This window comes from Pseudomonas sp. WS 5503 (genome assembly GCF_012985385.1).
Lineage (GTDB): Bacteria > Pseudomonadota > Gammaproteobacteria > Pseudomonadales > Pseudomonadaceae > Aquipseudomonas > Aquipseudomonas paracarnis.
The window spans coordinates 25,875-49,112 of record NZ_JAAQWI010000011.1; the positions used below are offsets into that span (position 1 = coordinate 25,875).

Here is a 23,238-nt window from a genome sequence, read left to right on the forward strand (position 1 = left end):
TTCATGCTGCTCGGGCCTTTTTTTCCAGCGCGTTGGATTGCCGGTTTACCGGATCGCGGTGTTATGGCGGACGATGTTTTGCCCTATATGCCAGGGCAAACGTTCCTTGCCAAAAAATCTCCTGCATGGAGCACGGGAGTGCAAAAGTCAGCTAGTGGACGGCGTCGTACCACGGCGTATTACCCAGCGCCGTTTTGGACGTTTCAGATCAACTACAACGCGGTACGCAAACGTCCCGGCCTGGATGAATGGTCGCGGCTGGTCGCGTTCTTCAATCAGCGCAAAGGGCAGTTCGGGGACTTCCTGTATTTCGATAGGACCGATCACCAAGTGACCAAGCATCGCTTCGGCTTTGGCGACGGGGTTACCCGAACGTTTCAGCTGTCGCGGGCCATCGAGGGGTGGGTAGAACCCGTTTATGGCGTGGTCAACATAGACCTGTTGACGGTCGCTGGGGTGCCCGTGACTGCTTACAGCGTCGATGCTCTTGGCAAAATCACCTTTGCTAAGGCCCCTGCCATGGGCTTGGCGCTTGAATGGACCGGCGCGTTCTTTTTTCGCTGTGCATACGATTCAGATTCGCTGGACGGCGCGCAGCCGTTCGGCCGGATTTGGGAGATGAAAAACGTTTCTTTTACGAGCATCAAACCATGATCGATGTCAGTCCCGAGTTGAGGCAGTTTCTGGCCACGGCCCGAAGCTTTGTGATGGCCGATCTATACACCATCACCCTGGCGAGTGGGCAGGTGCTGCGATACACCGATGCCGGGGTGCAGTTATTCGCTGATGGTGCGAATTACTCGGCGTCAGGGCCACTACTAAAGCGTACCGGGATCCGGACGGTGCGAGGGGTAGAGGTCGATACCCTGAGCGTTACCCTTTACGCCGGAATCGAGGATACGCTGCTGGGTGAGCCTATTCTGGCATTCATCGCCGGAGGGGGCTTTGATGGCGCTTCCTTGTCGCTATCCCGGGCGTTCATGCCCGATTGGACTGCGCCTGTGATCGGCACTGTATTGCGCTTTATTGGGCGAGTGGCCGAGGTAGATCCTGCCGACCGCGAGCAGGCGACGTTTTCGGTCAAGTCGCCGATGGAGCTGCTTGATACCAAGGTGCCTAAAGGGGTCTATCAGCCAGGATGCCTGCGTACTGTTTATAGCGACGATTGCGGTGTGAATCGCTCGTTGTTCGAAACTGCGGGTTCGGTGCTGGAGTCCACGAGCGGCCTTCGTATTCGCACCAACATCGGCGCGCAAAATGGGTGGTTTGATCAGGGTGTGATTCGCTTTGTGAACGGCGGGAATGCTGGTGTTTCGCGCACTGTTCGTCGCCAAACGGCCGACGGTGCCGTCACTCTGATACTCGGGCTACCGGCAGAGCTGCAAGTGGGTGATCAGTTCCTTATTTACCCCGGCTGCCCGCGCACACTCGACGCCTGCACCAACAAGTTTGGCAACCGCGGACGTTATCGCGGCATGCCCTTTATCCCCGTAGCTGAGACTTCTGTATGAGCGATCTTGAGCTGCAGCAGCGCGAAGCGGTGATTGCCGAGGCCCGACGTTGGCTCAAGACACCCTACGAGCACCGTCAGCATCTGCTGGGCGTGGGCGTGGACTGTGCCTGGTTGCTTATTGAGGTTTACCACTCGGTTGGTCTCTTGCCTTGGATCGATCCCGGTGCCTACGCGCAGGATTGGCATCTGCACCGCAGCAAGGAGCTTTACCTGTCCTGGCTTGAAGAGTACGGGCACCAGGTCGAATCCCCGCAACCCGGAGATGTCGCCATCTGGCAGTTCGGCCGCACCTATAGCCATGGCGCTGTGGTCATCGATGAGCACCGGGTCATTCATTCGTTTCTAGCTATCGGCGTCGAAGTCGCCGATATGCGCGAAGAGCGCCTGGCCAGTAGACCAGTGCGTTATTACACACTCGACAGTTTTGGAGGCAGTGATGGGGGGAGGTGGCGGTAGTTCAATTTCCAACAGCGCGACTCGTATTAACGCGCTGCAGATCCAGAGCAGTGCCAGCGGCAAACCCATCGCCTGGATTGCCGGTCGTAACCGAATCAGTCCCAACCTGATCTATTACACCGATTTCGAAGCGGTTGCCAAAACCACCACGACCAAAACCGGTGGCAAGGGCGGCGGTGGCGCAACGCAGAAAGACACGACCTATACCTACTACGCCGCGATCATCCTCGGTATTGGCCGGGGAAAGCTCAGCGCGGTGCGTCGGATTTTTCGTGACAAAGAAGTCTTTGCCGACAAGGTAGTCGATGGCGTTACGCAGTCGGCGTTGGCACAGATCGGTTTCAGCTTCATGCCGGGCACCGCGGATCAGCCGGTTTGGGGATACCTTGAGACAAAGCACCCGACCGAGGCGATCGCTTATTCGGACACGTCGTACGTTTACGCTGCCCGCTATTTGCTCAACGACAATGCCGGCGTGCAGAACCACACCTTTGAGGTCGACGGTCCCTACCAGGTGCCCGGCTTGCCCGACGCCAACCCCGGGCTCTTTCTGCCCGGGCTACTGCTGGATCCGCTGGACGGCATAGGCTTTGATCCGCGCTGGATTGATGACCTGAGCAACTATCGCGATTACTGCCTGGCGGAAAACCTTTTGCTCAGTCCTGTGCTGGATGAGCAGGCCCCCTGCAGCGAAGCCATTACGCGCTGGTTGCAATTGACTAACAGCGAGGTGATCTGGTCTGCCGGCAAGATGAAGGTGATTCCATTTGGTGATCAGGTCGTCACGGGAAACGGTGTTACCTGGTATCCGAATGTCACGCCCGTAGCGCACCTCACAGATGACGACTTTTTAGCGGAAGAGGGCGAACCGCCGATTCAGCTGAAGATCAAGAGCCAGGCCGACAGCTACAACGAGGTGTCGCTGGAGATTCTTGATCGCGATCATGAGTACAACACGGACGTGGTGCGCGCACCGGATCAGGCAGCCATCGAGCAATTCGGGTCCAAGCCGATGGACACCATCAAGGCGTACGAGATCTGCGATACGGCCATTGCGTCGCACTCGGCGCAGCTGTTGGTGCAGCGCAAGCTGTACATCCGTAACGAATACCATTTTTCCCTCGGCTGGCAGCATGTGCTACTTGAGCCGATGGATCTAATCACGATCACGGAACCGGCGTTGAAGCTTGATCGACGCTTGGTCCGCTTGATATCGGTCGAGGAAGATGAAGACGGCAAGCTCGCGGTTGTGGCCGAGGATGCGTTGCTGGGGACGGGCAGCGCACCAAATTATCCAGTGCAGAGCAAGACCGGTTACCAAGGCAATCAGAATGCTGCACCAGGGCCAGTGCTGCCGCCGATTATCTTCAATCCACCAGAAAGCCTGCTGTTGCCCGGTGAAACGCAGATCTGGGGCGCGGTCGCCGGGGCCGATGAGGCGTGGGGCGGCTGTGATATCTGGATCAGCGCCGACGGTGATAGCTATCGAATGGTTGAGACCGTCTATGGTCGCTCGCGCATTGGCAGGCTCACGGCGCCGTTGCCGGCGGGAGGTGATCCGGATATCACCAACACCTTGTCGGTAAAGCTTTCAGTTGCCGATCAACTTACTGCCGCGACCACTGCCGAGGCGGATAGTGGTGCCACATTGTGTTGGATTGATGGTGAGTTGATCAGCTATCGAGATGCTTCCCTCACCGGGCCGGGCGCCTACAATTTGCAGTACCTGCGTCGTGGGCGCCTGGGGTCGTCGGTTTCCAGCCACCCTGTGGACGCTCAGTTTGTGCGGCTTGATGACGCGATCTGGAAGTACAGCTATACCACCGACCAAATCGGCAAAACGGTGTGGGTGAAGTTCCGCTCGTTCAACGTGTTTGGCCGGGCGTCGGAGGACTTGGCTGATGTGACGCCCTACAGCATCACATTGTCGCCAGTGCGAGTTGTACCAGGCGCTGCCCAGGGATTGCAGCTAGTGGGCGCGTTCGAGGCACCTTACTTCACCGTTGGTTGGGCAGCTGGGGCACACGCCGCAGATCGGCTGGTCAGAATCCGCAACGCAGCCACGAACGCCTTGTTGCGTGAAGTTGCCACCACCGCCACCACGTTCACTTACCAGTTGGCAGATGCCCTGGTCGATGGACCGCTGGTACGCAGCTACCGGATTGAAATCATTGAGCGAAACGCAGCGGGTAACGCCCCTGTTTCCGCTCTGGTGGTGGTGAACACCGCGCCGCCGGCCGTCAGCGGCACAGCGGCGACTGTGAGCGGGACCACCGCGAATGTCAGTTGTAACACTAGTGCCGCAGCTGACAAGGCTGGCTACATGTTCGTGTATGCAACCACGGCCGGGTTCGATCCCACGGTCACGGGCACGATTGGTTATCAGGGCGCCTCGCAGGCTGGTCAGATCACTGGGTTGGCGCCAGGAACAACTTATTACTTACGGGCTGCGGCATTTGATACCTGGAGCAGCGTTCGCTCACAGCTCAACTTTGCCCCAGTAATCACTTTTAAAACCTAAAGCTCTATTAGCTAAGTAGCCTGTTTAATTCATTTGCATTGCTGGTGAGGAAATTCTTGCTGGCTGAGAAAATTGATTAGCAGCTACTTTAGTTGATGCGCTAGATGGTTTTTTTCTTGAAGTTTTCTTAAATACTCCTCCGAGAATAACTATGCAGCCTATTCAGTTCTTTGCCGCGCGGGCCGAAGATGGTGCTCTATTGCCTAATGCATCTGTGGATGTGTTCGCCCACGGCTCGCAGGAACGAGCCATCTTGTTTTCGGATTCGGCCGGCACCGTGCCCCTCGAAAACCCATTCCTTGCCGACGCAAATGCTCGCGTTTTCTTTTACTCAACTACAGATCGTATCGATATTCGAATCAGTCGATATGGATATGTTGCCCCCATGTTGCTTGATATTTCGACGCTGGATGTAGCAACAGCAGTCGAACAGGTGCGACATGAAATCGATCAGGTGCTTATTGAAGCCAAGCTGAAATTTGACCAGCTACTCATGAATTCGGGTTATGAAAGTGAATTTCTAGCCTACGCCGCTGGCGCCGTAATTCAGCGGCCCAGGCAGTTGGTGCAGCGTTCCGGCGAACTCTACAGCATTATTAATCAGGAAGACTTGCCTCTGACTCTGACGGGGACGTGGGCTACTGATTCGCCAAAGCTGAGAGCGGTGGGTGATATGGCTCTCCGGCAGGAGCTAGCCAATCCCGTTGATTCGCGAAAAGGCTCTGCCGGGGTAGGGCGTGTCTATCGTCAAGTTGACACCATGGCCGAACTCAAGACTTTGTCGAAGTTTGGATCACCCTATGCAGAAGTGTTGGAATACAGCTCGGGCGCTGGCGTGATCAATAGTCGTTATCACCTCGACAGGGCGGACACGACGACAGCGGGCAACGACTTCACCGTTGTGGTCGCCGATGACGGTGGCCGCTGGAGGTTAAAACATGCAGGTGCCTACACACTGAAGATGGCCGGCGGAAAGGAGGACGGCGTAACCGATGATGCCGACGCTTGGGATCGTTTGCTGGCCGTATCGCAAGGTAAGCAAGTGGTTTGGGACGCTCGAAGTATGTCAAGTAGACCAATCGTCATACCTGTCAACATACTCAGGTTGGAGGCAAGAACTCCCGAAGCCGCCATCATGGCAATGGATGGGACCAACTTTGAATACACTCTTTCTGCGGTAGGAAAGTCTCGGCTTGAATTTAAAGGATTTACCGTAGATTCGAATAAAGCCGGTCGCGAATCTAGCCTCACAGTTCGGACTGTCAGCGTTAGTCTTGTGGACTGTACGGACTGCCACCTTACACTGGTTCGCGGGGTGGGGGCGCTTGGCTTCGGAGCGGTTCCAGGTATTGGCATTTCTACTGCTGGTGACGGATTACGTGTTCACACTACAAATTGCACGGCTCTGGATTGCGGGGTGACTGGCAAGGCGGCTGATGGTTTCTTCTGTAGCGCGAGCCACTCGGTAAATACCGGTAACGTTGCGATAAACTGCCTAGATACAGGTCATGTGCTGGAGAGCTGTTCCTATAGCGGCATCGTGGGCTGCGTTTCCATTCGATGCGGCGTGATCGGTGCAATCGCCAACGCGACAGGTGATAACAAATACGGAAACTATATCAACGGATTGACTGGCGAGGATTGGACATCCGAAGTAACGGGTGGAGTGCAAATTGGTGTATTTGGCGCTGGCGATCTAATTGACACCACCGTTGGCGCCTTGACCATGATTGGTCTAACCAGTTTCGTCGGCCCTGGCGTAAGTGTTCGAAGGACCGGTACCGGGCGAGTCGATGGGCTTGATATAGATTGCTCTGTTCGAAATTCATCGGCACAGGGGGTACTGGTGGACAGCGCCAGAAGAGTCAGTGTCAAAGCGAGAGTTTCAAATCCGACCAATGCATGTATTCAGTTTCAGGGAGATTGTACGGGCTGCCAGGTTTTGCCGGGTACTAACTTGTCAGGTGGTACGTTTGGGGTGATTGCCTTGGGCACATCTGAGGTTTTCATACACGGTATTCGTGCGATATATACAGGAAGCTTCGGAATTTATGCGTTCGAGAATTCTTCTGTGACAAGCATGATGAATCATGTAACAGAAACAAGTTCGGGCCGGGAGGGGAAAGACGCCGGAGCGACTCTTAATAGAATTTCGCTAGTTGATGGCTTCCTATCTCTCGATAGCATAACGCCGGGTGCACCGCTCAGCGGCGTATCGAGTAAGCTAACAATTGTTAACCGTGCCGGTAACACGGCCGGCGTTATTGGGGTAAGCGCCAGCTGATGGTAGTTGGGCTTGAGTGCCTTAAGTAAATATTCCGAGGTCTGAGTTCGTGGGCGCGATCCCTTACATTATGAGGTTTCTCGTAATTATCGATGCCTTGCATTTTGGGGAGTGGAATGTAACTTGTTCGGTTGTATTTTGCGGCGTTTACGATACTCATCAACAAGTAATTAAATCAGCCAGCACTGGTTAATATTCCTTCTGGAGACAGCTATGTCCATAACTACGCAGCTACTGCTGCAGATACTTCCGAACGCCGGCCGCCAAGCCGGTGTTTTTGTTCCTGTACTGAATACTGCGATGAATAAGTACGGCATCGTCACGCCCAAACGGATCGCGGCTTTCATTGCCCAAGTGGGGCATGAGTCCTGCCATTTGACGCGCCTGGTCGAAAGCCTGAACTACACGCAGGAGAGAATCATTGCTTTAGGTAATGCCGCTCGCCCGGGTTCCCGCTGGCGGTCCCTGGTGCCGCGTGCCGCCGAGTTGGCGGGAAGTTCGGAGCGCATGGGGAATGCCGTCTATGGCGGTCGTATGGGCAACGGCCCTGAGACAACGGGTGAAGGTTATGACTACCGAGGGCGCGGCCTGATCCAGATCACTGGCAAGGACAACCATCGTGCTTGCGGTGAAGCTCTGGGTGTCGACTTGATCAATCACCCTGATCTGCTGGCGCAGCCGCAATACGCGGCGCTGTCGGCGGCCTGGTATTGGTACGTAAACGGGCTGAACCCGCTGGCCGATGCTGGCGACATCCAGAATATCGGTAGCATTATTAACACGGGCAGCAAGGGCAAGATGCCGAATGGTGCAGCCGATCGAATGGCCCTGTATCAAGTGGCATTGAGGGTTCTGGCATGACTTCGATGCAGAAGCTAGTTGGCCTAGGTCTAGCAGCCATCCTTGTGTCATTGCTAGGCGTCGGCGGAGGTGTGTGGCTGAGCGCTCGACATTATAGGCCGCTGCTCGATGTTTCGAATGCAAGCCTGGTCAAGGCGGCTTTGGCCCGTGACAACCTGGAAGCGCTAGCAGTGGAGCAGGGCAGGAAACTTGGTGATCTGGTACAGGCGGGGCACTTGCGGGAGCGGAATGCCGCACTGGCCCAGGAGAAGGCGAGACAAGAATCTCAGCCAGATTATGCCGCTGCGAATAAGTTGCTGCGGGAGCGAACAGGCGGCGATCCCGCCGAAGCGGCGGGGGAAATTATCGATGTGGAGCTGGGGCTATGAAGTTGTTACTGGCCGCTTGTGTGTTGGTGCTGCTGATGGGGTGTGCGGCCAAGGAGTCAGAAGTGCGCACCGTGAGAGTGGAGGTGCCGGTACTGGTGCCCTGCAATACGAAAGTAGTGGCGGCTCCGCCTTGGGCCACCACTGCCTTGAAGAAGACTGACGGTCTGGAGCTGAAAGTGCGCGCGTTGCTGGCAGAGCGTCGACAACGGATCGCTTACGAAGCAGAGCTTGTTGCTATGGTCGGCTCGTGCCGATAGAAATGTATCTGAATGATAGCAATTGTATGGCCGAATACCATCATCATGGTAATATCGCCAGACCCTGTGTTTAAAAGGGCTATGGCGGACATGGAGGTCAAGCAATATGACTCATTTTCGCGAAAAAAAACTTCATGTGTCTACTTTGACGCAATTTCATGAGTATTTATGAGCGAGAAGAAGCAGTTGTTTTTTGCGCCTCTAGAGTCGGCGCGTGGCTTGGCAGCAATACTAGTCGCTGCATTCCATGTAGGACAATCAATGTACCTAACCAGGTACGGTGTTCGAGATCAGCTAATAAGCTCAACTGATCAATCCTCAGGGTTAGATTATTGGTTGTCTTATATATATAGTATTTTTGCAGCTGGAGGGCCCATATCGCCCCCGGTACTTTTTTTCTTTGTGCTAAGTGGGTTTGTCCTTAGCTACTCTCTTCAAAGAAGCGGTGTTACGACAAAGCTTTCGTTAGAATTTGTTGTTAGAAGGGTGTTCAGGATATACCCGGCGGCAATTGCTACTGTTCTTTTGTTTTGGTTTCTGAACTCAGTTTTCGGATTGCGACTATCTGGTGATTTTACTGTTAACGATGTTTTTCATAATGCCCTATTGCTTGATGTTTCTATCAATGGGGTAATGTGGACTCTGCAAACAGAACTGATTGGTAGCGTTGTTATTCTATTGGCTATGTCAGTAGTGTCCATTGCTGGTCGGCGAAGCATGCTGGCGATGTGTGGATTGCTAGCGATGCTGTCACTATTTAAGTTTTGGTATGAGTACGATCCGTTCGGAACGACCTGGTCAAGGACGGCCTACCTGCACGCATTTCTTTTCGGATCGCTTGCTTTTCTTTATGGTAAGGATGTTGTGGATTTTGTGAAGTGGCGGGGTGCACTTCTTCTAATTGGTATCGCGGTTTTCTTTTTTGCTGTGCCTGTTATCGTCGGAACGCAAAATCCAATTCCGTACAGAAGTACCGTTATTTCGGTCGCTATCATTGTTCAGTCTGCTGCTGCGGCTATCATTGTTGCAGTTCTTGCATTTGGCAGTGTTCGCTCTGCGAACTTTCTTAACTCAAACATATTAACGTTTTTTGGTAGGATTTCATTTAGTCTATATTTGCTTCATCCGATCACACTCATGTTTATGTGGTCTCAGCAAGATTCCACAGGCATCGCACCAATAGTGATTGGATACCTTGTCGGTTGGGGGATTCCAAACGCGCTAGTTGCTGTAATTTTGACTATTGTTAGCATCTTGTTTATAACTCCCTTGGCGTATGTGTTTTGGCGCTTTATAGAAATGCCCGTTAGCGATCTCTGCAAGAGGTTTTTCGATGGCAGTGAGCGCAAGGTTATAGGCCAGAAGGTGAAAAAGCAGCATGATGTGCCAGGTTATATTTTTGCCAGTTCTTTCTTGGTTTTTTTAGTTGGCGTAGGGTCTGCATTGTACGTGTTTACTTATGACGTCAAGCTGCCCGCAAGCTGTGCAAATAATTTCTCATCTGCAACAGTCATCAGCGGGGGTGGCGGAAAGGTTTTGGGTAGTAATAAAGGTGCATCTAACCAATTGGGTGAGTTAGGGCACATACCGTTTTCTAAACCTTATAATTCGGTCTGGTGTAGGTGGACAGCACCAGAAAGCGGAACGTACGCTTTCGAGACGACTGGCTCAGATTTCGACACTGTTTTGGCCGTATACGCAAGCACTAGTATGGACTCAATGCCAGTTGCAGCATCGAATAACGACAAATCCGACTTTGAAATTACAAGCTATGGCGAGTTTAAAGCAGAGAAGGGTTTCACTTACTCAATTGCGATCGATGGAAATGAAGGGAGTGTTGGCAACTATATTTTGAAATGGTCGAAGATAGAGGGCTGACTTTCCAAGCTTCATGTTAGGCCCTGCTCACGATGTGAGTGGGGCCTTTTTTTAGTTTCTAAAGGATGTTATTTTTTTGTGATTTTCTTGTTGGTTTGTTAGTTTTGTTTTGATATATTTCCTCTGTAATCTTACTGTAATAGAGGAAAAAATGAGTATCTATCCAAGCACCCCTTACGTTATTACCCCTGATCCTGAATCCGATAATGGTCCAGCAATCATTGATGCTCTAGCACAAGGAAACCGATGGATTCAGATTGATGGTACTTCATGCCCTATTGGAACGCGTGTGGATCTTAACGATACCGCAGGCCAGCCATATCATGGAGTTATCATTGAACCTGCACCAGGCATATCTAAGGTTACCATCGACTCCAGCGGCGTAGGCAGAAGCCCAACCGATCCGACGAACCCGAGTTTCGCAGCAATCGATTACGAAGGTTGGGTTCGCCCTGCAAGCTACATGACGGTCGCGGCAGCTGCTGGGGCTAATATGATCGAAGTTGCAGATATCACAAAATACTCTAACGGGCAGTGGATTGTAATTTCTAGCAACAATACGAACTTCCCAGTGCAACCACTTCCTACTGATGGACCGATGGAAGTTCGTCAGATCATCGCTCGTCGTGGAAGCACATTAACGCTCGATCGTGTTCTGAAACGTGACGCTCCTTTGGGGTCTGTAGTTGCGACTGTTCGTCCGATTCAGAACGTATATATTCGGGATCTTGAATTTACCGGTAATAGCACTATTGGCTTGCACATGCACTACGCGCAGCACTGCACCGTAGAGCGGATTACGTCGTCGGACTGGAGCGGTCGATGCATGCTGCTTATCGATAATGGTGGGTCATTCAACACTGTCATCGATAGCTATTGCACCGGTATTGAGCCAGGGATTGGCCCAACTCAGAATACTTGGGGTGTAGTTGTTGAAGGCCAAGACTCTACTAGAATTATTAATTCTGGTGGTGAGTTTTGCGGCGAGGGGATGGGCATGAACTACTGCATCGATACAGTTTCTATCGATGCGCGGGGCTCGCGGAATACAGTAAACGTCGGCGTTCACACCGCATCAATTCGCTCTGGATTCTTGCGACCAAAAGCAAGTCGTCCTGTGATCGCAAATACCGTGATAACCGCAGATTGCGTAGATTGCTATATGGTTGACGTTCAGCCGTGGACTGCGTGATCGTCGCCCTCAACGTCTGGTAAGTTTTGACTACCTAACTCGCCGGTGCGCACTGGCGAGTTAGGCTAATGGCTGTTTGTAAACGCTAAGCTCGACCAGTAGACGCTGATTCTCCCTGAGCAAATGGTCGCGCTGCCCGGTAATAATCTTCACGCTTTGCACAGAGGCAAACGAGTACTGCTGTTCCAGCATGCCGATCTTTTCCTCAGCTGCTGCAAGCCTTTCTTCTGCATCCGCCTTGCCAGCCATCAGCAGGTCATTCATCTGCACAAGGCCAGCGATATTCGCCCGCGCTCGACGCAGCATGCGCTCTGTCTCCACCAGCTCATCTACGAGGATTGAGCATTGGTGCTGGTACATCTCAAGTGGAGTGGGGCAACCGAGCCAATCATCGGTGTCCATGTCTACGTTCATAGCTTGAATCTCAAGTACTGTATGTACAAACAGTAATCGAGGTTGGCCGTTTGTGGAATTTAAGGCGACGAACTGCAGGCGGCTAGGGCATAATTAGGGCATAAACGGGGCCGCTGGGGGCCGCCTCACGCCAAGTGAGGGAGGGGATATCCTCGTTTTTGCTGGCCTTAAGCGGCCTATAGGCGGTTAGGAAGGGGTTCGAATCCCTATCTTTATATAGACTACCCAGCGGCCGCATCAGAATGTGGCGCAGTGCAACTACTGGTATGAACCAAAGCAACGGTATCCCTTGCACGGACTGAAGCATCATTGTCGTCTCTAGCTAGGTGTAGACTTGGTTTTCTTATTTAAAGCTAAGTTGTCATCTAGAAACTCTAAAATTAATTCAGGAAAGCAAAGGTCAATATACTTTTGAGTCAGGTATATTTCTGGCCACCGCCCATCACCCTTTTCCCCGCTGAATAGTGACGTCCAATGGGTTGGGTAGTAACGACTAAGCATGCCAAGAAAATAGGATAGCATGTATGTAATGGCGATTTGAGAATAGCGAGAGCCGCTTTTTAATGGTTTTGTGATATGTAAAACCGGTATGGTTTTAAACATTTTATTGATGTATGAATGAAAAAACTGAGGAGGGTTTTCTTGAAAGTTTTTGGCGTCGCAACTTAAGTTATAAGAGGGGGTGTCTTGCGTGTCTTGTGTGACTTGGTAGCCATGTGATCGGTAGATATCAATAAACTCTAGAAAATTATCAGATGTTACCTGTGCCTTGAATCCGTTATCAAGATCATAGCTTAATGATCCGGCTGAAGCATATAGAGCTGTCTGTGAAGAACGTTTATGTTCTGAGTTAAGGTCCGGTAGGCGTAGCATTAAGTCGTCAAAGGTCAGTTCGTCGCCGGGTTCGGGAGAGTGATATGGTATCCGCCATTCAACTGCAGAGGAATTTATGTGTATGCATATGGTGTTGTCTGTCTGTTTGATAATGTCTGAAAATAAGCCTTTGCAAGTTTTTATCTTCAGCTCTCCAAGTGCGGCAAGTCCTGCGGAAATCTCACCCGATAATGTCTTTGGCCATTCTACAGTCGTAATGCCGTGTCCTTGAGTTAAGCCGGATTCCCCGCCTTTAGGATTGAGGAGAAGTGCGACAGACCTGCTAAGGCTCGCCACTCCGTAAAATGTTAGTAGTGGTTTAACTGAAACATTTGATTCCGCAGAGTTCCTAAAAAACTCCCGTGCTTGTCTTGCGGCTGATGTTATTTCTTTTGCACGACGGGCGTTCAAGGTTCGAGAAAATGCCTGTTGGTGCCAAGCTATCACAGAGTCGTGACTCTCTAAAAAAAGAAGCTTCTGCCATGTCGAGCTTTGCATCGTTGAACTCATAAATTACCCACTAAATTTTAACCAGTCGTATAGGTCCGCATTTGCATATTAATGTCAGTCAACTTCGGCCCGGTCCCTGTATTCGTGATAGGTCCAGTTCCTTCAACCAGCGCTGATGCTCAATTTCTGCACTGCCCCGCAAGCTCTGCAGCTGCCCGCGCCGCAATGATGCTTGCCAACATGCTCAAGCGCGCTAATGAGTCGGGGTATGAACCGGTTACGAACCCTTTGCTCGAAGCTTAGCCAAGCCCTGTTTGATGTGGCCAGCATTTTCACCAAGTGTGTCCAGCGCCCCGCGGACATTTTCGCCCACCTCTGGCGAGCCCTGCTGTTCTATCCGTAGCGTCAGCTCCATCAAGGCTGCCTCAAGGGCCAACTGGTTGTGGTAGATCCTCTCCAGCACATCTGAAAGTGAATAATCACCAGCCATAGCGTCGACTCCTTTCGATCAAAAGGACAAGCATAGTACCGGTAGTGCCCCTGTCAGGCAGTAATTGCGGCTTGCTTAGAAATTGCTACAAAGCGATGAGATTTCGGCGGATTAGCCTGCCTGACTGGGATGCTTGGACTACTGCGCCCAATCCATCATCGGACGGATGGTTTAACTGGGTTTCCTGCGGTCGTATGCGATCCTACGCTGCCTTCCGCGAAGGGGCGCAGTCGGCCGATTGTGTTGAAAAAGGCGCTCCCTCAAACTGCCCGGATATTGACCGGGGAAAATGCAACTTTTGCACGTTGCTACGTGAAATTTGAGCCCAGAAGCCTCAGCCAAAAGTAAAGATTTCAATCTCAGACGCGTACTTTTCTGCCGTGGAAACCACGGCCGACTTTTTCAACAGAATCGGCCAATAGCTGCCATTTGACGTCTACGAAATCATGAGCGATTCAGTTTTCCATTCAGCAGGCTATCTGTATCAAGCTGCTATCACTCATCATCCACTGATATCGTTGCGATATGCTCCTGAATTTTTTTGAGCTAAAGGTGCAGAGAAGGTACCAGTCGCATCAAACTCCCTCCTGGGCACCCCAATTTTTCCGCATAGCCAACCTTAAGGACCACGAAATGGAATTCTCAAGCGATGTCTTCGGCTTCGACCAATACCGAGCCTCAATGTCCGAGACGGAACGAAACATCACCGACGCGCTACCAGAGGCGGTTACGCATTTAAAGAAATGCGACCATCTGATTCTCTCAACCTTGGAAGGCTTGGGTTGCACCGAGTCACGAGCAGCGGCGGCTCACGCCCACTCGCTCTACTTGGCCGCCTGTAACCTAGCTCTCGGAGCACACCTGTCTGCAATATTCCCTCTTCTCAGAACAGCGATGGAGTCTGCTGTCTACGGCTACCTCTTCAATAGAGAGCCTGGCCTATCACAATCTTGGCTGAGCAGGCATGATGACGAAGAGGGTTTTCAACAGAACAAAAGGTCGTTCACACCTGCAGTTAAGCGATTTCGCAAGTATCTTAAGGAGCATGATGAGCAGTCGAAGGGAACACCTTACGAGAAGCACATCATGGGGTTCTTCGATGCCGCTATTGACTTTGGTGCACATCCGAATCCAATCGCCCTGAGTAATGCAACGACCGTCGAGCGACATGACAATTTCGAAAGGTTCAAATATGACTACCTACGTGTCGATTACCCTAGTGTTATTCAGGGTTTGGTAGCCACCTATGAATTTGCCCAAGCAATCGCAATGATCAACCACTTTTCCCGCATGTGCATAACTCCAGGAATTAAGGGCCTAGATGAAATGTTCTTAGGGTTTGTGGAAGAAACGAATGGGATCTGCGACAAACTTAATGGTAGCCCTATTGGCGTCGATTCAAGGTACTACACGCAAATTAATAACTTAGTTAAACGTTCGTGGAACAAGAAATGAAATACCTCTAGTTTCGTAGACCCCGGCGAATGCCTACTTTTGGCCGCTGCCTGCCTTCCATGACCGGCTCAAACCGACCCAAAACGGTCGGTCTGACGGTTCGATACTCATTGCTGAGTGCTTCGTAGAGGTACTTGTATGAGTGGGCTTAAAGGAACCGTATGCACATATTTATCGATGAATCTGGAAGCTTTGTTTACACGAAAGAACAGGCCGGATGGAGTTCCATCTGCGCGATCGCGATTCCTGACAGTGCTCTTGGCGAAGCTGAAAGCGCCCTTCAAGATTTTAAGGCTGAAAATGGATGCGCCTCCACCGACGAATTTAAACTCGGGAAGATGGAAGATGAAATGAGCTACTTCCGTCTTCTAGGTAGACTGGAGAGAGCGAACTGTACATTGTACGGAATAGCAACAGACGCACATCTCAATACTCCAGATGCAGTGGATGCTCATAAAGAGACTACCGCCCAGGGCATATTGGAGAACCTAGAAAAAATGCGTCATGAGGCTGGACGTAAGAGTGTTCAGTATGCGGCAGATCAGGTACGTCGGCTTTCTGCCCAGCTTCACATTCAGTTCATTTGTCAAATCAGACTTATGTATTACGTGGTATCGCAAGCAGTCACCTACTACGCACAACACGATCCAGCGTCTCTATCCAGTTTCGTTTGGCGCGTAGATCAGAAAGCCGTCGAAAAGAAGACCGAATACGAAGAGGCTTTTGAGAAGCTCAGCCCGGCATTCTTACAAATGATGTCCCTCTCAGATCCTATGATGATGGTGACTGACTTCGACTATAGTCACTTAGCGGCATATGAGTTTCCTCAGGGAGAAGTTCCAACGTACCTTAGGGATGACTATAACGTGGATAAAGATTTAACCGGGTCGCTAAATATTCAGAAAATAGTACGAGGCGATATCCAATTTATCGACTCCCAAGGGAGTTTCGGGATACAGCTTGCTGATCTATTGAGCGCAGGCTTGAGAAGGTGCTTGCGGTCTGGATTTAAAGACAGTCTCAGGGCCGCCGCATTTTTAGGGCGACTGATGATTCAGCGCATGGACAATGAGTATCCATTGCTGCTGTCATCACTAGGTAGGGAATCAGTAGTGGACGAGCCTACAGCCGAACTGATTAAAATGATGCGTCGTCAACAAAGACCAATGCTCAAACGGTGAAGGGACCAAGAGTGAATCACCCCGGCTTTCAGGGCGTGTTCATCTGTCCGCTCAGGCCGAAGGCCGTCACGATGTATTTCGTAAATCTTTCGCATTTCTGCGGTTTGCGTTCATTCGGCAGGACGCCTAGGAGGGTAAAAACAGTTCCCAAACTCAAAACGCACCTCCTGTAGAACGCGGCCTGTAGCTTGATCGGTAGCCATGAGTAATGGAACGCCGAGGGCCTTCAGGACGTCGGCCCGTGTGAGTTTGCATAGCGGTCTTGAAAACCGGCGGACGTTAATAGCGTCTCCAGGGTTCGAATCCCTGGTTTCCCGCCAAGATTTACACGAAAGCCTCGCGAAAGCGGGGCTTTTGCGTTTCTGGGGTTTGGGTGTGCTGATAATCAAATAAACGCTGTTTTTCGCATTCATACCTTTCAAAGACGAACCACCATTCGTCTAACATCCGGCACTCTCCATCCGTTGCTTCCTCTCAATCTTAAGCACGGATATCCCGAGCGATACACGGAGAGCCAGCATGGAAATCAACGAGAAAGCCCAAGGCAACATTTCCCAGCAAGCGGTTACTCGTAACACCGATAATGAGACGGGGCATGACCCGAGGCGCGATGAGGACGATATCCCGCTACCCCCGGATGACGAGGCCCCGATCGAGGAGGACATGTCGGATGTAGACGCGGCGGATTCCGTAGCAAGTGAGCACCCCGCTACCTGAAGACCTCCCGATCAATGAAACCCGGCCCAGCGCCGGGTTTTTATTGCGGCTTTCGGCTCATTTAAATAACCGTAATCCTTAAGTATTGGCATCGCATAATTGTGAATGGCTTCACGATGCCTCTATGATCAGCACGCGCTGTATTGGATCACTGAGTCTCAACCCTTTGAAGGACATGAGCATGGACAAGCACTTCGGTAATTCGGGCCTTTTCAAGAACCTTTCGTATCAAGGCAACGACGCTCACGACGGCTGCAGCACTGCCGACTGGGAGCTGAAAAACAGTGCGCTGAATACGAAGGAGTTTTTGATATGTCCAAAGAATTACTCGGAGTTTTTGCTCTAGGGTTGATGGTGGTCGGTGAGTTTTGTGCAATCTACAGTGAGGTGGTGACCGCCAAGTTGGCCCAGACCGGCAGTGGTTCCTGGGAGGCCTTTGTACTTCCTGTGGTCTTGATGTGTTTTGCCGGGCTGTGCCTGCTGGGTGCCTATTGGCTGGGGTATGTGGTTGTCGGTGATATCTGGATCGTCACGGTCGTCTCGGTCACGTCGTTATTGCTGCTGGAGCCTGTGGTGGTCTGGGCGCTGTTTCATGAAGCTCCAGGGCGCGGCGCGTTGATCGGGTTCTGCCTGGGCGCCTTGGGGATGCTTGCGACGGTAGTGCTCTAGCACCCCGGGGAATCAAGTGCCGGGTCAGATCAGCATCTGTAGTCCGACGCTGATCCGACCCGCACCGCTGCACTTTTTTGCATTTTGCTGATCTACCCCTGTCCCAGCCACCCGACTCCTGCGCGTGGCCCACAGATCAGACCCGGTGCCGATGGATCGAACGTCAACTGTTTCCACCTCCCGATGGCCGCTGCTGCTGGCTGCGATATTAACGCTGTGTGGCGCAGGCTGCAGCCAACAACAGGGCCGCGATATCGCCAGGCAGTTCAGCGATGGCAAGCCCGATGAGTTCTTCCAGACCAGCGTCGACCGCATGGCCACCCTGGGGATGCGTGACAACCTGCAAAGCCTCTACTTGCTGATGAGCAAGCTCTACCTGCGCAACCCCAACCAGTGGCGTCAATCGGGCTATCCGGATGCGGTGACCGCCGCCCGGCAAATCCGTCAGGCCATCGAAAATCGCCGTCCCTTGCCCGCACTGGGAGATCGTAGTGACCTGGCTGCCCTGAGTTATTCCTTGAGCCCTGACTTTCGCGGCGACCGCGTCGGCGCGTTCATCTACGCGATTGGCAGCATGCTCGTGACCGCTCACGGCGGGCGTACGCAGTTTTATGTGACTGACTCGATCAATCCGCAGTTTGTCAGCAATGCGGCGCGCAATATCGAAAAGGCCACCTGGTTGCTCAGCCAGCGTCAGGATGCCAACGGCGTGCTGCTGTTGTTTTCCAACGAGATATCAGAGGAGGGCAGTAACCTCAGTTTTGCCGTTGAGTTCGGCAAGATCGTCGCGCGTTTGGACCTGCTGACCCAAATCCTTGATGAGCGCTACCGGCGCATTGGCCTAAATTACGCACAAAGTCTGTTGCTGATGAACTTCCTACCGGTGCAGTAAGGCCATCGCATCGACCAATTGGTGCGGTGTTTCCCTTTCGGCTGTAGGAAGCGGCCTATCTTGCCTCCGGCGGCTTGAAAGGCTTGCCTGCGGGCAATAGCCTCGGATTTTTCTTAAACACGAGGCCCTCCCTTGGGTAAACGAAAAACGGTTTGGCCCACGGATCGCGAAATACGCTTGCGGTTTATCCTCTATGCGGTGATCGATGCCGCGACCGCCCAGGGCGTGTCTGCCGAGTTATTGCTGCCGGCGCATAAGTTATTGCGTGACTCGCCCACGGAGGTCCAGTTGCGCGACACCTTGGGGGAGATTCTCGCCACTGACGAAATGTATGGCTTCCGCTTTCCGCCGGGGTCGGATGCCGATGACCTGATGCGGGCATTGGCAACGCCTGACGGGCAAATCTGATCCATCCTGTTTTTAAAACGCCCCTGTCCGTCATCAAGGAGTGACCTGACGGGCATGCCTGCCTTCCCATCACTGTTCGCGTGGTGGGTTTGGCCCGGCACGTTCCCGGATTCCAAGGACCTGCCCCAATGCTGCTGCGCCACCCCCCGTTTATTTTTGCCGCCTTGACCCTCAGTTCGCTGGTACAGGCTGAAAGCCTGCAATTGGCGCCGGTTGAAGTCACCACGGATGAGGCCAGCACCGCAGAAATCGCCCAGGCACAGCTCAAAAGCGTGCCCGGTGGCACCAATTACATCGATATGGACAGCGTGCAACAGGGACGGGTCAGCACCAACGAGGATGTCTTCAAGTACCAAGCCGGTGTGTACGCGAAGGCGGCCAATAACGAAGGGGTGAAGGTGTCCATTCGTGGCTCGGGCCTGAACCGCGCCCCCGGTGCCCATGCCTCCGGCCTGTATGAAATGTTCGACGGCCTGCCGCTTACCGGCCCAGGCGGCACGCCCTATGAGCTCAAGGACCCGCTGTGGCAAAGCCGGGTAGAGGTGCTGCGTGGCGCCAACGGGTTCGATCAGGGTGCATTGGCCTTGGGCGGTGCGGTCAACTACGTCACCCGCACCGGCTTGGACGCGCCCAAGCTACAGGTACGCTATGAGGTCGGCAGTCGCGGCTATGCCCAGCGTGAAGTCAGTTCCGGGCAAGTGCTGGGGGACGCCGACTATTACATCAGCCTCACCGATTCGGAGTCCGACGGTTATCAGCACCAAAGCGCTGGTACCGGCAAGGGCATCGCCGCCAACTTCGGCTACCGCTTTAACCCGGACCTGGAAACGCGCTTCTACTTGCGTTACCGCGAAACCACCAACGATTCACCCGGCAGGCTCACGCGTGACCAGATCAGCCATGATCCGCGTGCCGCCAACAGCCTCAATGCCGCCCGCGATTCAAAGCGCCTGCAACCGGGCTCCACCTGGATTGCCAACAAGACCACCTTGCGGTTGGACGATAACGCTCGGGTCGAGGTCGGGCTGGCCTATCACGATTACCCCATGGACCTGCGCGAAGGCACCAATCGCCTCAAAGTTGCCTACACCGATATCAGCGGCACCCTGAATTACATCCGCCAGGACAGCCTGTTCGGCCATGCCAGCACCACCACTCTCGGCCTGCGTACTACCCAGGCGATGCCGAACAATGGCGCGTCGGAATACGTGCGCATCCCTGCGGGCAATACTGCCATTTATGCCCCCGGCACCAAGACCCGCGACTACAGCTACCTGGGCTCCGATACCGTGCTGCATGTAGGCAACGAGCTGGAACTGGTGGAGGATCTGTGGCTGACCACCGGCCTTGCCGCCATCTATACGCGCCGCGAAACCCAGGTCACTTACCCCGACGGCCAGGCGCCGCTAAGTCAGCATGATTGGGACTACGCGCCGCGCATTGGCCTGCGTTACGACTTCACCCCGCAGCTGCAGATTTACGGCAACCTGAGCCGCTCGGTAGAGCCACCGCACGCGTGGTCGATGATCTGGGGCTCGAACAAATACTTTGGCCGGGGCAGTGGGGCAGCCACGGGGTTGCAGCGCGAAGGCGTGAAGCTGCGTAATCAGACCGCCACCACCCTGGAAGTCGGCGGGCGCGGTGAAGCCTGGCTCGGCCAATGGGACCTGGCGCTCTATCGCTCGGAAGTTCGCCACGAGCTGCTTTCTGTAGAGACCCAGGCCCAGACTGCCACCAGCAACGCCATCATCGCCGAATCCAACGCCAGCCCCACCGTGCACCAGGGCGTGGAACTGAGCCTGCTCAGCCCGCTGTGGGACGGCGGCGGCAGCGGTAAGCTCGAGCTGCGCCAGGCCTACACCTTCAGCGACTTCCACTACCGCGACGACGAGCGTTTCGGCGACAACACCTTGCCCGGCATTCCCAAGCACTACTACCAGGCGCAACTGCGCTACAGCCACCCGACGGGTTTCTACACCAGCCTCAATACCGAACATGCATCACGGGTAGCGGTGGACTACGCCAATTCCTACTACGCTGCGGCCTACACCACCCTCGGCGCCACCTTCGGCTACGACGCGCCCAAGCAGGACTGGCAAGCCTGGGTCGACCTGCGCAACCTCACCAACCGCCGTTACGCCAACACCGTCACGCCGGGCTACGACGACAAAGGCATGGACGCTGCACGCTCCACCCCCGCTGATGGGCGGGGTATCTACACCGGCGTTTCCTGGAGCTGGCGTTAAATCAACCTTCGTGTTGGCGCAGGCGCTTGTACAGGGTGTTGCGACTCACCCCCAGCTCTCGCGCCAGGTGGGAAATATTCCCGCCCACGGCTTCCAGGCGCTGGCTCAGGTCGAGACTTTCATCCAGGTGTTCAGGTTTAGACAGCGGCACTGTCGCCTGCAAATCCACAAAAAAATCATCGGGCAGGTGCTCTGCGCGGATCGGCTGCTCCTCGGCCATCGCCAGCGCCACCTGCAACACGCTGCTCACCTGGCGTAAATTCCCCGGCCACGGGTGTTGCTCGAATAGCCTTAGCACCTCGGCGCTCAGCCCGGCCCATTGCGTCGGCTCGCGGTGTTGCTGCCACAGTTGCTGGAACAGCGCCTGCTTGTCGGTACGCTCGCGCAACGGCGGCAATTCAAGGGTCAGGCCGCCGATGCGGTAGTACAAGTCCTCGCGAAAGCGCCCGGCCTGCACCAGCTCGCGCAGTGCGCGGTTGGTCGCCGAGATGATGCGCAAGTCCACCGGGAATACCTCGCTACTGCCCACCGGCTGCACACAGCGCTCCTGCAATACCCGTAACAGGCGGGCCTGGGTGGGCAGCGGCATATCGCCGATTTCGTCGAGAAACAGCGTGCCCTTGTCGGCCTTGCGGATCAGACCGATGCTGCCTTTTTGGTTGGCGCCGGTGAAGGCGCCTTTTTCGTAGCCGAACAGTTCCGATTCCACCAGTTCTGCGGGAATCGCCGCACAGTTCACTGCGATTAACGCCTGCCGGCTGCGGGAACTGGCCTGGTGCAGGGCTTTGACGAACACCTCTTTGCCCACGCCGGTCTCGCCGTGAATCAACAACGGAATGTCCTTTTCCAGCAGGCGCTCGGCCTGGCGCACGGCTTTTTCCACGCGCACATCGCCAAAATGCAGGGTCTGGAGGTTGATCGAGGTCGGTGCTGGCGGCTGCGGTTGGCTGAACACCCGGGCCTGCACCGGCATCTGCCTGGGGCGCTTCAACAGGCACTGGAACCGATTGCGTCCCGCCGCTTGCAACGCAAAGGGCAGCCCTTCCGGCTGGTTGAGCAACTCCAGCAGCGACACCTTGAATAGACTGTCGATCATCACCCGCGAGAGGCTGATGCCCAGCAAGTTATCCGCACGCCGATTGGCCGAGAGCACCTGGCCGCTTTCGTCAAAGATCAGCAGGCCGGCCCATTGGCTGTCGAGGTTGCTCAGGCCGGTGTTGAAGGTCAGTTGGAAATGTTCGCCGCGAAACAGGTTGAGGATCAGCCGGTTTTCCACGGTCTGGCTCATCATCTTGACCATGCCCAGGGTGTGGGAGGGCGGCAGGTAACTGTCGCTGGACACGTCCAGCACCGCGATGATTTCGCGCTGGGCGTCGAAAATCGGTGCCGCGGAACCGGTCATGAAGCGGTTGGCCTTGAGGAAGTGTTCATCGTGCTCAATATGCACGGCCTGGGCGCAGGCCAGTGCGGTGCCGATGGCGTTGGTGCCACTGGCGCGTTCCATCCAACTGGCGCCGGGGCTGAAGCCACGGGCCAGCGTGGGTTCGATAAACCGCTGGGTGCCCCAGGAGGTCAGCACCTGGCCCTGATTGTCGGCCAGCATGATGAGGCAGTTGGAATTACTGAGGATGTTCTCGTAGTAGGGCAACACTTCCTGGTGGGTGGTCTGCACCAGGGAATGCTGGCTTTCCAGAAGCTGGCGAATGCCTTCGGCGGGCAGTTGGTCAAAGCTGGGGGCGCTCTGGTGGTCCAGGCCGTAGGCGCGGCAACGGCGCCAGGATTCCTGGATAAGGGTGTCGTGGGTCAAGGGTTCGGCCATCGTGCGACCTTCTTTATTATTGTTGTCGGGTCTTGCGCCATCTAATGTCGGACATCGAACAATGTGGGAGCGGGCTTGCCCGCGATGGCAGAGGGTCAGGCACAGCATCTACAAACTGATGCACCGCCATCGCGGGCAAGCCCGCTCCCACATTTGATCTTCGTCGCGCATAAAGTGTTGTTCACAACTGTTCATTGTCAACCCCGGCAGTGTTCAGTTGTTCAGCCGGATTGTTCACGCCTGAACATCATGATTCACCCATCTCCTTACACATCAAGCGCTTGCGGTTTTGGC

Annotated in this window: 21 protein-coding genes; 17 read left to right on the forward strand and 4 right to left on the reverse strand. The window is 54.0% G+C overall.

Annotation, left to right across the window (positions count from 1 at the left end):
• Window positions 1-3: 3 nt before the first annotated feature.
• From HBO10_RS25170 to HBO10_RS25215, 10 genes are all read left to right on the forward strand, one after another.
• The gene (locus tag HBO10_RS25170) at window positions 4-654 is read left to right on the forward strand and encodes a DUF2460 domain-containing protein (RefSeq protein ID WP_034127777.1); all 651 of its coding nucleotides are present in this window, start codon (window positions 4-6) and stop codon (window positions 652-654) included.
• Window positions 651-1,511 carry a DUF2163 domain-containing protein gene (locus HBO10_RS25175; RefSeq protein WP_034127776.1) on the forward strand — a complete coding sequence of 287 codons (861 nt, stop codon included), beginning with the start codon at window positions 651-653 and terminating at the stop codon, window positions 1,509-1,511. The genes HBO10_RS25170 and HBO10_RS25175 overlap by 4 nt, the downstream gene beginning before the upstream one ends.
• Entirely contained in the window at window positions 1,508-1,969 is a 462-nt protein-coding gene (locus HBO10_RS25180; protein WP_034127775.1) for an NlpC/P60 family protein, read from the forward strand. Before HBO10_RS25175 ends, HBO10_RS25180 begins: the two co-directional genes overlap by 4 nt.
• Window positions 1,950-4,490: a phage tail protein gene (locus HBO10_RS25185; protein ID WP_034127774.1), complete on the forward strand. Its 2,541-nt coding sequence runs from the start codon at window positions 1,950-1,952 to the stop codon at window positions 4,488-4,490. Before HBO10_RS25180 ends, HBO10_RS25185 begins: the two co-directional genes overlap by 20 nt.
• 151 nt (window positions 4,491-4,641) lie before the next feature.
• Window positions 4,642-6,774 (forward strand): hypothetical protein, encoded by a 2,133-nt coding sequence (locus tag HBO10_RS25190; RefSeq protein ID WP_169922150.1) that lies wholly within the window; start codon window positions 4,642-4,644, stop codon window positions 6,772-6,774.
• A gap of 213 nt (window positions 6,775-6,987) precedes the next feature.
• Complete coding sequence (locus HBO10_RS25195) at window positions 6,988-7,635, forward strand: glycoside hydrolase family 19 protein (protein WP_034127772.1); 648 nt, start codon at window positions 6,988-6,990, stop codon at window positions 7,633-7,635.
• Window positions 7,632-8,003 (forward strand): hypothetical protein, encoded by a 372-nt coding sequence (locus tag HBO10_RS25200; RefSeq protein WP_034127771.1) that lies wholly within the window; start codon window positions 7,632-7,634, stop codon window positions 8,001-8,003. The genes HBO10_RS25195 and HBO10_RS25200 overlap by 4 nt, the downstream gene beginning before the upstream one ends.
• Complete coding sequence (locus tag HBO10_RS25205) at window positions 8,000-8,260, forward strand: hypothetical protein (RefSeq protein WP_034127770.1); 261 nt, start codon at window positions 8,000-8,002, stop codon at window positions 8,258-8,260. The genes HBO10_RS25200 and HBO10_RS25205 overlap by 4 nt, the downstream gene beginning before the upstream one ends.
• A 168-nt stretch (window positions 8,261-8,428) precedes the next feature.
• A complete protein-coding gene (locus HBO10_RS25210; protein WP_034127769.1) occupies window positions 8,429-10,138 on the forward strand; it encodes an acyltransferase in 1,710 nt (569 codons plus the stop codon).
• A gap of 151 nt (window positions 10,139-10,289) precedes the next feature.
• Window positions 10,290-11,330: a hypothetical protein gene (locus tag HBO10_RS25215; RefSeq protein WP_080757668.1), complete on the forward strand. Its 1,041-nt coding sequence runs from the start codon at window positions 10,290-10,292 to the stop codon at window positions 11,328-11,330.
• A 60-nt stretch (window positions 11,331-11,390) separates the two neighbouring features.
• Here the strand turns inward: HBO10_RS25215 and HBO10_RS25220 are convergent, their stop codons facing one another.
• From HBO10_RS25220 to HBO10_RS25230, 3 genes are all read right to left on the reverse strand, one after another.
• The gene (locus HBO10_RS25220) at window positions 11,391-11,744 is read right to left on the reverse strand and encodes a hypothetical protein (RefSeq protein ID WP_034127768.1); all 354 of its coding nucleotides are present in this window, start codon (window positions 11,742-11,744) and stop codon (window positions 11,391-11,393) included.
• A gap of 318 nt (window positions 11,745-12,062) precedes the next feature.
• Complete coding sequence (locus HBO10_RS25225; protein ID WP_161793211.1) at window positions 12,063-13,115, reverse strand: YaaC family protein; 1,053 nt, start codon at window positions 13,113-13,115, stop codon at window positions 12,063-12,065.
• A 229-nt stretch (window positions 13,116-13,344) separates the two neighbouring features.
• Window positions 13,345-13,557 carry a hypothetical protein gene (locus HBO10_RS25230; protein WP_034127766.1) on the reverse strand — a complete coding sequence of 71 codons (213 nt, stop codon included), beginning with the start codon at window positions 13,555-13,557 and terminating at the stop codon, window positions 13,345-13,347.
• 633 nt (window positions 13,558-14,190) lie between these two features.
• Between HBO10_RS25230 and HBO10_RS25235 the strand changes: the two genes are divergently transcribed.
• The 7 genes from HBO10_RS25235 (at window position 14,191) to HBO10_RS25265 (ending at window position 21,125) form a co-directional block, all read left to right on the forward strand.
• Window positions 14,191-15,012, forward strand: a complete 822-nt coding sequence (locus HBO10_RS25235; protein WP_152612707.1) for a hypothetical protein — start codon at window positions 14,191-14,193, stop codon at window positions 15,010-15,012.
• Between the two features lie 161 nt (window positions 15,013-15,173).
• On the forward strand, window positions 15,174-16,193 hold the full coding sequence (locus tag HBO10_RS25240; protein ID WP_034127764.1) for a DUF3800 domain-containing protein: 1,020 nt from the start codon (window positions 15,174-15,176) through the stop codon (window positions 16,191-16,193).
• A 519-nt stretch (window positions 16,194-16,712) separates the two neighbouring features.
• Window positions 16,713-16,910 carry a hypothetical protein gene (locus HBO10_RS25245; protein ID WP_034127763.1) on the forward strand — a complete coding sequence of 66 codons (198 nt, stop codon included), beginning with the start codon at window positions 16,713-16,715 and terminating at the stop codon, window positions 16,908-16,910.
• A gap of 351 nt (window positions 16,911-17,261) precedes the next feature.
• Entirely contained in the window at window positions 17,262-17,579 is a 318-nt protein-coding gene (locus HBO10_RS25250) for a hypothetical protein (protein ID WP_034127762.1), read from the forward strand.
• A 151-nt stretch (window positions 17,580-17,730) separates the two neighbouring features.
• Complete coding sequence (locus tag HBO10_RS25255) at window positions 17,731-18,471, forward strand: hypothetical protein (protein ID WP_034127761.1); 741 nt, start codon at window positions 17,731-17,733, stop codon at window positions 18,469-18,471.
• A gap of 132 nt (window positions 18,472-18,603) precedes the next feature.
• A complete protein-coding gene (locus HBO10_RS25260; protein WP_034127760.1) occupies window positions 18,604-18,879 on the forward strand; it encodes a hypothetical protein in 276 nt (91 codons plus the stop codon).
• A gap of 128 nt (window positions 18,880-19,007) precedes the next feature.
• Entirely contained in the window at window positions 19,008-21,125 is a 2,118-nt protein-coding gene (locus HBO10_RS25265) for a TonB-dependent receptor (RefSeq protein ID WP_034127759.1), read from the forward strand.
• A 1-nt stretch (window position 21,126) separates the two neighbouring features.
• On the opposite strand, the gene HBO10_RS25270 is transcribed toward HBO10_RS25265, so the two are convergent.
• Window positions 21,127-22,944: a sigma-54-dependent Fis family transcriptional regulator gene (locus tag HBO10_RS25270; RefSeq protein ID WP_060764788.1), complete on the reverse strand. Its 1,818-nt coding sequence runs from the start codon at window positions 22,942-22,944 to the stop codon at window positions 21,127-21,129.
• Between the last annotated feature and the right edge of the window lie 294 nt (window positions 22,945-23,238).

What these genes read in the sequence shown, in the direction of transcription:
- HBO10_RS25200 (WP_034127771.1), top strand. Translation starts at nt 7,632, where the DNA reads ATGACTTCGATGCAGAAGCTAGTTGGCCTAGGTCTAGCAGCCATCCTT.
- HBO10_RS25185 (WP_034127774.1), top strand. Translation starts at nt 1,950, where the DNA reads ATGGGGGGAGGTGGCGGTAGTTCAATTTCCAACAGCGCGACTCGTATT.
- HBO10_RS25180 (WP_034127775.1), top strand. Translation starts at nt 1,508, where the DNA reads ATGAGCGATCTTGAGCTGCAGCAGCGCGAAGCGGTGATTGCCGAGGCC.
- HBO10_RS25250 (WP_034127762.1), top strand. Translation starts at nt 17,262, where the DNA reads ATGGTGGTCGGTGAGTTTTGTGCAATCTACAGTGAGGTGGTGACCGCC.
- HBO10_RS25170 (WP_034127777.1), top strand. Translation starts at nt 4, where the DNA reads ATGCTGCTCGGGCCTTTTTTTCCAGCGCGTTGGATTGCCGGTTTACCG.
- HBO10_RS25245 (WP_034127763.1), top strand. Translation starts at nt 16,713, where the DNA reads ATGGAAATCAACGAGAAAGCCCAAGGCAACATTTCCCAGCAAGCGGTT.
- HBO10_RS25205 (WP_034127770.1), top strand. Translation starts at nt 8,000, where the DNA reads ATGAAGTTGTTACTGGCCGCTTGTGTGTTGGTGCTGCTGATGGGGTGT.
- HBO10_RS25265 (WP_034127759.1), top strand. Translation starts at nt 19,008, where the DNA reads ATGCTGCTGCGCCACCCCCCGTTTATTTTTGCCGCCTTGACCCTCAGT.
- HBO10_RS25240 (WP_034127764.1), top strand. Translation starts at nt 15,174, where the DNA reads ATGCACATATTTATCGATGAATCTGGAAGCTTTGTTTACACGAAAGAA.
- HBO10_RS25215 (WP_080757668.1), top strand. Translation starts at nt 10,290, where the DNA reads ATGAGTATCTATCCAAGCACCCCTTACGTTATTACCCCTGATCCTGAA.
- HBO10_RS25235 (WP_152612707.1), top strand. Translation starts at nt 14,191, where the DNA reads ATGGAATTCTCAAGCGATGTCTTCGGCTTCGACCAATACCGAGCCTCA.
- HBO10_RS25190 (WP_169922150.1), top strand. Translation starts at nt 4,642, where the DNA reads ATGCAGCCTATTCAGTTCTTTGCCGCGCGGGCCGAAGATGGTGCTCTA.
- HBO10_RS25210 (WP_034127769.1), top strand. Translation starts at nt 8,429, where the DNA reads ATGAGCGAGAAGAAGCAGTTGTTTTTTGCGCCTCTAGAGTCGGCGCGT.
- HBO10_RS25220 (WP_034127768.1), bottom strand. Translation starts at nt 11,744, where the DNA reads ATGAACGTAGACATGGACACCGATGATTGGCTCGGTTGCCCCACTCCA.
- HBO10_RS25225 (WP_161793211.1), bottom strand. Translation starts at nt 13,115, where the DNA reads ATGCAAAGCTCGACATGGCAGAAGCTTCTTTTTTTAGAGAGTCACGAC.
- HBO10_RS25175 (WP_034127776.1), top strand. Translation starts at nt 651, where the DNA reads ATGATCGATGTCAGTCCCGAGTTGAGGCAGTTTCTGGCCACGGCCCGA.
- HBO10_RS25230 (WP_034127766.1), bottom strand. Translation starts at nt 13,557, where the DNA reads ATGGCTGGTGATTATTCACTTTCAGATGTGCTGGAGAGGATCTACCAC.
- HBO10_RS25195 (WP_034127772.1), top strand. Translation starts at nt 6,988, where the DNA reads ATGTCCATAACTACGCAGCTACTGCTGCAGATACTTCCGAACGCCGGC.
- HBO10_RS25270 (WP_060764788.1), bottom strand. Translation starts at nt 22,944, where the DNA reads ATGGCCGAACCCTTGACCCACGACACCCTTATCCAGGAATCCTGGCGC.
- HBO10_RS25255 (WP_034127761.1), top strand. Translation starts at nt 17,731, where the DNA reads ATGGATCGAACGTCAACTGTTTCCACCTCCCGATGGCCGCTGCTGCTG.